General features: G+C 74.1%; 4 protein-coding genes. 1 reads left to right on the forward strand and 3 read right to left on the reverse strand.

Features of this window, described 5'->3' with window-relative positions; genetic code table 11:
* Nucleotides 1–46: 46 nt before the first annotated feature.
* The 3 genes from cimA to ACFU6K_RS26040 all read right to left on the reverse strand — a co-directional run bounded on the left by cimA (nt 47) and on the right by ACFU6K_RS26040 (nt 4,355).
* Nucleotides 47–1,651, reverse strand: coding sequence for a citramalate synthase (gene cimA / locus ACFU6K_RS26030; protein ID WP_380666897.1), 1,605 nt, complete (start codon nt 1,649–1,651; stop codon nt 47–49).
* Between the two features lie 355 nt (nt 1,652–2,006).
* Complete coding sequence (locus ACFU6K_RS26035; RefSeq protein ID WP_380666899.1) at nt 2,007–3,119, reverse strand: branched-chain amino acid aminotransferase; 1,113 nt, start codon at nt 3,117–3,119, stop codon at nt 2,007–2,009.
* A 198-nt stretch (nt 3,120–3,317) separates the two neighbouring features.
* A complete protein-coding gene (locus tag ACFU6K_RS26040) occupies nt 3,318–4,355 on the reverse strand; it encodes a 3-isopropylmalate dehydrogenase (protein ID WP_380666901.1) in 1,038 nt (345 codons plus the stop codon).
* 200 nt (nt 4,356–4,555) lie between these two features.
* Between ACFU6K_RS26040 and ACFU6K_RS26045 the strand changes: the two genes are divergently transcribed.
* The coding region (locus ACFU6K_RS26045) for a YfhO family protein (RefSeq protein ID WP_380666902.1) at nt 4,556–7,053 on the forward strand (2,498 nt) is incomplete at its 3' end.

The following is a 7,053-nucleotide window of genomic DNA, read 5'->3' on the forward strand; positions in this document are numbered from 1 at the left end:
GTCCCGCGGGCCACAGGCATGTCGGGCGCCGACCGGCCCGGGCCGGCTACTCGGTCGGCTCCAGGCCGGCCCGGATCAGGCCGTAGGTGTACGCGTCCTCCAACGCCAGCCAGGAGGCGGCGACCACGTTGTCGGCCACGCCCACCGTCGACCAGGTGACGGCGCCGTCGGTGGACTCGATCAGCACCCGGGTCTTGGAACCGGTGCCGTGCTGGCCCTCCAGGATGCGGACCTTGTAGTCCACCAGCTCGAAGGCGGCCAGCGGCGGGTAGATGCCCTCCAGGGCCGCGCGCAGCGCCTGGTCCAGCGCGTTGACCGGGCCGTTGCCCTCGCCGGTGGCGATCCGGCGCTCGCCCTTGGCCCACAGCTTGACGGTGGCCTCGTTGCCCGTGAAGCCCTTCGGGCCCTGCTCGCTGATGGTCCGCCAGGACTCCAGGGTGTAGAAGCGGTCCCGGCTGCCGCGCACCTCGTCGCGCAGCAGCAGCTCGAAGGAGGCGTCCGCGGACTCGTAGGTGTAGCCGAGGTTCTCCTGCTCCTTCACCTTGGCCACCACCCGGCCGGCCAGGTCCCGGTCGCTGGAGAGGTCGTAGCCGAGCTCCTTGCCCTTGAGCTCGACGGAGGCCCGCCCGGCCATGTCGGAGACCAGCATCCGCATGGTGTTGCCGACCCGCTCGGGGTCGATGTGCTGGTACAGGTCCGGGTCGACCTTGATCGCGGAGGCGTGCAGGCCCGCCTTGTGGGCGAAGGCCGAGAAGCCCACGTACGGCTGGTGGGTGGAGGGGGTCAGGTTGACCAGCTCGGCGATCGCGTGCGAGATCCGGGTCATCTCGGCCAGCCGGCCCGCGGGCAGCACCCGGCGGTCGTACTTGATCTCCAGCGCGCCGACCACCGGGAACAGGTTGGCGTTGCCGACCCGCTCTCCGTAGCCGTTGGCGGTGCACTGCACGTGGGTCGCGCCGGCGTCCACCGCGGCCAGGGTGTTGGCCACCGCGCAGCCGGTGTCGTCCTGGGCGTGGATGCCGAGCCGGGCCCCCGTCCTGGCCAGCACGTCGGCGACGATCTCCCGGACGCCGCCCGGCAGCATCCCGCCGTTGGTGTCGCAGAGCACCACCACGTCCGCGCCGGCCTCGTGGGCGGTGCGGACCACCGACACGGCGTACTCGGGGTTCGCCCGGTAGCCGTCGAAGAAGTGCTCGCAGTCGATGAACACCCGCCGGCCCTGAGAGCGGAGGAACTCGACGCTGTCCCGGACCATCTCCAGGTTCTCGTCCAGGGTGGTGCGCAGCGCGAGCTCCACGTGCCGGTCGTGCGCCTTGGCCACCAGGGTGATCACCGGGGCGCCGGAGTTCACCAGCGCGGCCAGCTGCGGGTCCTCCGCCGCCTTGCCGCCGGCCCGGCGGGTGGCGCCGAAGGCGACCAGCCGGGCGTGCTCCAGCTCCAGCTCGACGGCGGCCCGGGCGAAGAACTCGGTGTCGCGCGGGTTCGCCCCGGGCCAGCCGCCCTCGATGAAACCGACCCCGAACTCGTCCAGGTGCCTGGCGATGGCCAGCTTGTCCGCCACCGTCAGGTTGATGCCCTCGCGCTGCGCTCCGTCGCGCAGCGTGGTGTCGAACACGTGGAAACTGTCGTCGGTACGGGTGACCTCGGTCATGACCCCTGGTTCTCCGTTTCGGGGAGGTTGGGTACTGCTCTGCCGGACGTTCTCGTCCCGGCTCCACTGTCCATGGTCCCGCGCGCGGTCCCGGTGTCCCCGGGCCCCTTGTGGGGGCCGTCGGCCGGTCCGGGAGAAACAAAAAGACCCCTCGCGGGTGCGAGAGGTCTGCGCGCGGGTCTGGACGCTCGTGGTCGCTCCGCATCGGGTCCAGCGGAAGCGGTCACTGCGGACCGGCGCGCCTGCTGCTAATAATCAGCGACAGCGAGGACACGCTGGCAGTCTGGCACAGCCTCCGCGATCCGGCCCGCCCGTCTCGGGATGCGAAACGGGGCAGGCCGGCCGGGGTGCGGGATCAGACGATCCGGTGCAGCCAGTGGTGGGTGTCCGGGGTCTGGCCGCCCTGGATGGACAGCAGCGCCTTGCGGAGCTCCATGGTGACCGGGCCGGGCTCGCCGGCGCCGACGGTCCAGTCGGCGGCGGCGGACTTCACCGAGCCGACCGGGGTGATGACGGCGGCGGTGCCGCAGGCGAAGACCTCGGTGAGGGTGCCGTCGGCGTTGGCCTGCTGCCACTCGTCGGTGGAGATCCGGCGCTCCTCGACGGCGTAGCCGAGGTCCGCGGCCAGCTGGAGCAGCGAGTCGCGGGTGATGCCGGGCAGCAGGGCGCCGGACAGCTCCGGGGTGACGATCCTGGCGTCCTTGCCCTCGCCGAAGACGAAGTACAGGTTCATGCCGCCCATCTCCTCGACCCACCGGTGCTCGGCGGCGTCGAGCCAGACCACCTGGTCGCAGCCCTTCTCGGCGGCCTGGGCCTGGGCGACCAGCGAGGCCGCGTAGTTGCCCGCGCACTTGGCGGCACCGGTGCCGCCGGGGGCGGCCCGGACGTACTCCTTGGACAGCCAGACCGAGACCGGCTTGATGCCGCCCTGGAAGTAGGCGCCGGCCGGCGAGGCGATGATCATGAAGAGGTAGGAGTTCGCCGGGCGGACGCCCAGGCCGACCTCGGTGGCGAACATGAACGGGCGCAGGTAGAGGCTCTGCTCCGGCTCGTTCGGCACCCAGTCCTGCTCCTGGCGGACCAGCAGCTCGACGGCCTCGACGAAGGCCTCCACCGGCAGCTCCGGCATCGCCAGGCGGCGGGCCGAGGCCTGGAAGCGGGCGGCGTTGGCCTCCGGGCGGAAGGTGGCGATGGAGCCGTCGGCCTGGCGGTAGGCCTTCAGGCCCTCGAAGATCGCCTGGCCGTAGTGGAGGGTCATGTTCGCCGGGTCGATCTCCAGCGGCGCGTACGGCACCAGCTGGGCGTCGTGCCAGCCCACGCCCTCGGTCCAGCGGATGGTGACCATGTGGTCGGTGAAGACCCGGCCGAACCCGGGGTTGGCCAGCCGGGCCTCGCGCTCCGCTGCGGGCAGCGGGTGGGCGGAGGGCTTGAGGTCGAACGTGATGGGCGCCTGGGTGGCCGTGCTCATGGCTGTTTCCTTCACCGTGGGGTTGGTCCGGGCCGCCACCGCCGCAGATACGTTTCGGCAAACTTCACCGGAATGGACGCACAACGGCACGACCCACTGTCGATACTCGCATCCAGAGGGCCGTGCCGAACAGCTGCAAGCTGCGGTGATGTGCGATCCGGCCCCGTCAGCCGGAACCGTGTGTTCGGATCCGGCCCGTCAGCCGGCTACTCGGGCGACGAGCGCGTCGCCGACCTGGGAGGTGCTGCGGGTGCCCGAGCGCTCGGCCAGGTCCGCCGCGACGGCGGCCTCGACCGTGGCGGCCTCGGCGGCGAAGCCGAGGTGCTCCAGCAGCATGGCGACCGACAGCACGGTGGCGGTCGGGTCGGCCTTGCCCTGGCCGGCGATGTCCGGCGCCGAGCCGTGCACCGGCTCGAACATGGACGGGAACTCGCCGCTCGGGTTGATGTTGCCGCTCGCGGCCAGGCCGATCCCGCCCGTGACGGCGGCGGCCAGGTCGGTCAGGATGTCGCCGAACAGGTTGTCGGTGACGATGACGTCGAACCGCTCCGGCTGGGTGACGAAGAAGATGGTCGCCGCGTCGACGTGCAGGTAGTCGGTGGTGACCTCGGGGAACTCCCGGCCGACCTCGGCGAAGATCCGCGTCCACAGGTGCCCGGCGTGCACCAGCACGTTGTTCTTGTGCACCAGGGTGAGCTTCTTGCGCGGCCGCGCCTGCGCCCGGCGGTAGGCGTCGCGCACCACGCGCTCGATGCCGTACGCGGTGTTCAGGCTGACCTCGGTGGCCACCTCCTGCGGCGTCCCGGTGCGCAGCGTGCCGCCGTTGCCGACGTACGGGCCCTCGGTGCCCTCGCGGACGACCACGAAGTCGATCTCCGGCTGGCCGGCCAGCGGGGAGGACACCCCGGGGAAGAGCCGGCCCGGACGCAGGTTGATGTGGTGGTCGAAGGCGAACCGCAGCTTGAGCAGCAGCCCCCGCTCCAACACGCCCGACGGCACGCTCGGGTCACCGATGGCGCCCAGCAGGATCGCGTCGTGCGACTTCAGCTCCGCCAGCACGTCGTCCGGCAGCGTCTCCCCGGTCCGGTGGTAGCGCCGGGCCCCGAGGTCGTACTCGGTGGTCTCCAGCTTCACGTCGGCGGGAAGCGCGGCACCCAGGACCTTGAGGCCTTCGGCCACCACTTCCTGGCCGATGCCGTCACCGGGGACTACTGCGAGACGAATGGTGCGAGACATGCTCGGACCCTACTCCGCCGTCCCAGGTGCTGACACCTGCCGTCCACGATGCGGACTGGCCGGGTCGGTCCCATCGGAGACGGCCACTCGGCGGAGCCGCTTCGGACTCCACTCGTTCGAGGGAGCGCGTGCGACGTGGGGGGCGCCTGGGGCGTGCCTAGGCTGGCGGGGTCCGGCGAGGTGCGTGGAACGGGGTGCGGATGGGCGAGCGGCGGCGGGAGGGGCTGGTCTGCGCGGGTGCGGCGGGGCTGGCGATGGGCGGGTACGGGCTGGCGGCCACGGTGCGCGGGCGGTGGCCGGCCGGGGCGGAGGCGGTCGCCGTGCCGTACCACGCCCACCTGTGGGACCTGCTGCACGGGCAGGCCGCCGGGGACCTGCTGTTCAACTGGAACAGCGGCTACGGGGCCCCGTTCCTGGCGGACTTCTTCGCCTACCTGATGAACCCCTTCTCCTGGCCCACCGCACTCCTCCCCCGCGACCAGGGCCGGCTCGCCGTCCTCCTGGTCACCCTGGCCACCGTCGGCCTGGGCACCGCCCTGATGACCCGGCTGCTCGGCCGGCTGCACCCCGGCCCCCGGTGGCTGCGGGTGTTCGCCGCTGTCGGGTACGGGCTGTGCGCCTGGGTGCTGGACGTCGGCGGGGCCGCCCCGATGTGGCTCTGGGGCCTGGTCTCGTTTCCCCTGCTCGGCCTGGTCGCCGACTGGTGCCTGCGCGAGCGGCACTGGGTGGCCGGCGCGCTGTGCGTCGCGCTCGCCTGGACGGGCAACCTGTACACCGCCGCGCTGGCCACCCTGGCGGCCGGACTGCTGTTCACCGTCCGGTTGTTCGCCGCCCCGCTCCCGTTGCGCCACCGGGTCCGGGCCACCGGCCGGGCCGTCACCACGGCCACCGCCGGGGTGCTGCTCGCCTCCCCCGTGCTGTTCGTCGCGGTGCTGGCCACCGGTCGGGCCCAGCCGGAGTCCCCGGTCGAGCCGCTGGGCCCGTCCGGTGTCGCCGCCCACCTCTCCCGGCTGCTGCCCGCCACCCACGGCGGGCAGCGGCTGCCGGACGTGGCGATCGGCGTCTTCGGGCTGCTGGTGGTGTGCGGGCTGCCGTTCAACCGGCGGGTGCGGCCGCGGGAGCGCGCCCTGTGGTGCGCGGCGCTGGTGCTGGTGGCGGTCGGCTTCCTCTGGACCCCGACGGTGCTGGTCTGGCACGGCCTGGCGATCCCGGCCGGCGGGCCGTACCGGGTGGCCTTCGTGCTCAGCGGGCTGCTGGTGCTGGCGGGCTGGGTCTCGCTGGCGCACCGCCCGGACCGGCTCACCGTGCTGGGCGGCGCCGCCGTGGTGGCGGTGATCGCCGGCCTGGCGGCGGGGCGGCACTCGGTGCGCCCGTCCACCTGGGTGCTGCTGGCCGTCGGCGGCGCCGTCCTGTCGGCCGCGCTGTGGCTGCTGGACCGCCGGCCCGCCGACCGGCGGGCGAACGCCCTCGCCACCTGGGTGATCGGCGGGGCGGTGCTGGGCAACGCCGTCTGGTCCGGGTACGCGGCACTCGGCGCGGCCCCCTCCCCCGGGGTCTCCCCGGCGGCCGTCCGGGCCGGGCACGCGGCCGTCCGGGCGGGCGCCGACTGGCCTCGCGGCCGCAGCGACCCCGGCCCGCACGCCTTCACCCCCAACGACCCGCTGCTGCTGAACGGCCAGGGCGGCGGCTACTTCAGCAGCTACCTGCCGACCGTCACCGCCCTGCTGCTGCACGACCTCGGCGCGGGTTGGACGGCCGGCGGACGGCAGACCGCGAGCGTCACCGACCCGGTCGGGCAGGCGCTGTTCGGCGTCCGCACCCACCTCGACGACGCCCCGCCGCCCGGCTTCACCCCGGTGCGGGCCGCCGCGCCGCCGCTGGTCACCGTGCTGCCGCCGGGGGCCCGGACGGAGACCTCCTCGGTCTGGTCCCGGCAGGAGTCGCTGCTCGGCGGCCAGGTGTACGACGCCCCGCTGCCCGTCCCGGCGGGCGGGCCCGCGCCGACCCTGCACGGCACCAGCGGCTGGTCGGTGCCGGCCGGCGGGGAGGGCACGGTGTTCACGGCCGCCTGCACGCCGGGCGGGACGGCCTACTTCCACGGGGTCTGGTACCGGGGCACGGTCAGCGGCCTGGGCACCGACTACCGCAGTGACGGCGAGCAGCCCACCACCGCCGTGCCGATCCACCGGTTGGGGACCGTCCCGGCGGACGGGGTGGTCCGGGTGACGCTGCGGTCGGACGTGGTGAGCCAGGTCCCCGCCCGCCCGATCGGCTGCCTGCGGGCCGGCGCCCTGGAGGCCGCCGTCGCCCGGCTCACCGCGACCGGCGCGACCCGGGTCGAGGCCGGCGGGCACACCCTCACCGCGACCCTCCCGGCGGGTTCCACCGGCACCGCGCTGCTCTCCGTGCCGGCCGCCGAGGGGTGGACCTGCGCGGTGGACGGCGGCCGACGCCTCACCCCCGCCCCGGTGCTCGGCATGATCGGCGTGCCCCTGGACGACGGCGCCTCCCGCGTCGCCTGCGCCTTCCGCCCGCCCGGTCTCACCGAGGGCCTCGTCGTCACCTCCGCCACCGCCGCCGTCCTCGCCCTGGTGGCGGTCTTCGCCCGGCTCTCCCGGCGTCCCACCCGCGTCCCGCGCCGCGACCGCCGCCGGGCGGTCCTAGGCGCCGACGCCCAAGCCGGCACACAGGCCGACAC

Origin of the sequence: Kitasatospora sp. NPDC057512 (genome assembly GCF_042802135.1) — a bacterium.
Taxonomy (GTDB): Bacteria; Actinomycetota; Actinomycetes; order Streptomycetales; family Streptomycetaceae; genus Kitasatospora.